Source organism: Streptomyces rhizoryzae (assembly GCF_023155275.1).
Classification (GTDB): Bacteria; Actinomycetota; Actinomycetes; order Streptomycetales; family Streptomycetaceae; genus Streptomyces; species Streptomyces rhizoryzae.
The window spans coordinates 1-2,462 of sequence record NZ_JALMUV010000107.1 but is presented as its reverse complement, the minus strand read 5'-3'; the positions used below and the strand labels follow the sequence as shown (position 1 = coordinate 2,462).

The following is a 2,462-nucleotide window of genomic DNA, read 5'->3' as shown; positions in this document are numbered from 1 at the left end:
CAGATCCGTCATGCACGGCTCAACGAACGATCACGCCATCAGAAACGACGTCTTAGTCGGGAAATTCTTTGACTGTTCGGCGTTTTGCGTTCGTCCCACGATCCAAGGCGCATCCTCGCCGGTGCTGATGGCCCCATGGCCGCAGACGGTCGGCGTCCTGGCCATGCGGGTAGGCGAGTACGTCGTTCGACAACAGCAAATGTGATGCGAGTCACTTCCGTTTTTCCCGATTACCGGGTCTCCCGGCCCCGCCATGATGCCCGGAACGGATCGAGACAGGACGGAGATCGCAAGTGGAGAGTAGTCAAAGCGTCGGATCGTGGCGGGAACTCGGCAGGCATTTCGGTACCACCATGGTGCTGGCCGGTGGGGTGCTCGTCGGTGCCGTCAACATCTACTTGGCGGCGAGCCTATTGCCGACGGCGGTCGCGGACATCGGCGGTGAACGCCTCTACGCGTGGAATATGACCGTGTTCCTGATAGCCCAAGTCGTCGCGACCATGCTCGTGAACCGGACGCTGTCCCGGTGTGGCAACGTCAGCTCCTACCTGATCGGCTTCGGCGTCTTCGCCGCAGGTTCGGTTGTCTGCGCGGCGAGTCCGGTAGTGCTGGTGCTGCTGGTCGGCCGTGGCGCGCAGGGCTTTGGGGCAGGCTTGCTGACGGGTCTGGGGTTCGCTCTGATTCATTCCGTGCTGCCGCGCCGTCTGTGGGTACGCGGCAGCGCGTTGATCTCCGCCATGTTCGGTCTGGGGAACTTCGTCGGACCAGCTCTGGGGGGATTCTTTGCACAGTTCGGGTCCTGGCGGCTGGCGTTCGTCGTGCTGGCCCCCGTCTCAGGGGTGATGGCGGCGTTTGTGCCCCGCGTCCTTCCCAGAAGCAGCCGGACCGGGGCGGAAGCGGCTCCGGTGCCGATCGGCTCGTTGCTGCTCGTCGTCGGAGCCGCGGGTGCCGTGAGCATCGCCGGACTTCTCTCAGACCAGATGGTGATGGCGGCGTTCATCGCTGTGGCGCTGGCGCTGATCGTGACGTTTGTACGGACAGAGAAGCGCGCGAGAAGCGTGCGAATTCTTCCCCATCCGACCTACCAAGCCGGCTCCGCCTTACGATGGGTGTACCTGACCATGGTGTTCCTCGCCTCTGGCGTTGCCGTGGAGACCTTCCTGCCGTTGTTCAGCCAGCGTCTGGGCGGGCTGCCGCCGGTCGCTGCGGGGTTCTTCGGGGCGGCATTGTCCCTGGGCTGGTCGGCGAGTCAGATCGTGAGCTCCTCGGCACGCCGGGAACGGACGTTGCGGTGGCTTCGAGTAGCCGGCCCCGGGCTCCTCGCCGCCGGGCTTGCTGTTCTTGCCCTGTTGCAGCGTCGCGACGCGTCGCTGCTCGCGGTCATCACCTGGCTGCCGGTTCTCCTCCTCGGGGGCGCAGGGATCGGCCTGGCCATGCCCCATCTGTCCGTAGCTGCGATGACCAGCACGGCAGACGAACAGGAAGGGGAGAAAGCCGCCGCGGCGATCGCGACCGTACTGACGATGTCCACCGCGTTCGGTGCAGCGCTCGCCGGCCTCCTGGTCAACGTGGGCGGGCCGTCGATGGTCGCCTCCGCACGCTGCCTGCTGTTCGGCTTCGCTACCGTCTCCGTCCTTGGGGTGCTCACCGTGCTGCGCGCCAACCGCCTTACCCAGTCCGCCGAAGTCCGGCGCGAGAATGAGGCCGAGTCAACACCTGGAGGTGATGCGCCGGTGCGCTGATCACGGCTTCGACAGCGTCGTCACCGCCTGCCCATCTCCCCGTCGTTGGGACGCTAGGACGCCCTCCTCCCGGTGGCCATTGCCACTTCGTGTGGTGGCATATGGGCAAGGATGGGCCCCAGCTGCGGTTGGTGGCGGCCACGGATGATGACACGGGGCCGCGGCTGTGTCGTGGGTGCGGATGTCCGCTGATGCCGGCGGCGAAGGCGGCGGCGGTATTTTGCTCGTCGGCCTACCGCTCGCGGCACTGGCGGCGGATGGGGCGGGCACGGGCGAGGACCGAGGCGGTCAAGGCCGGTGTGACGGCCCACTGCCCGGAGTGCGCGATGTCCTGGACAGTCGGCGTCGAACGTCCCGTCTCGGCAACGTACTGCTCTCCCGCCTGTCGCAAACGAGCCTGGCACAGACGGCGCGCGGGGCAGCGCGGGTTGTGAGACCGCTCATCCAGCGACCATAGCGCCGCTCCGCGCGCCGTTGACACGCGCCGACGGACGCGGGTCGTTGGATGGTGCGCAATGACGGGCTGTCAGAGCGAGTTGGTGGCATGGAAGGGTGCCACACCCGAGCCCGCGAGGGTGGTGTCCGGATGCCTAACATGATCGGGAGTGCGACCCGGGAACGCTACGACGAACTGGTCAAGCTGGGGCGGGACTGTCGTCCCGGCCGCCGGGCCTGCGCCGGGGTGCCGTGCGCGCGGCCCGGCTGCCTGCGGCCGTCTGC

At 67.1% G+C, this 2,462-nt stretch carries 2 protein-coding genes; both read left to right on the top strand.

The annotated features are described in order from the left end of the window. Positions 1–205, top strand: a 205-nt coding sequence (locus MUU72_RS35030; RefSeq protein ID WP_248017503.1) for a hypothetical protein, incomplete at its 5' end; no start/stop codon positions are given. Between the two features lie 148 nt (positions 206–353). Beyond that, positions 354–1,742: an MFS transporter gene (locus MUU72_RS35025; protein WP_248017502.1), complete on the top strand. Its 1,389-nt coding sequence runs from the start codon at positions 354–356 to the stop codon at positions 1,740–1,742. Positions 1,743–2,462: the final 720 nt, after the last annotated feature.

Coding starts and splice junctions, on each gene's coding strand:
- MUU72_RS35025 (WP_248017502.1), top strand. CDS start 354: ATGGTGCTGGCCGGTGGGGTGCTCGTCGGTGCCGTCAACATCTACTTG.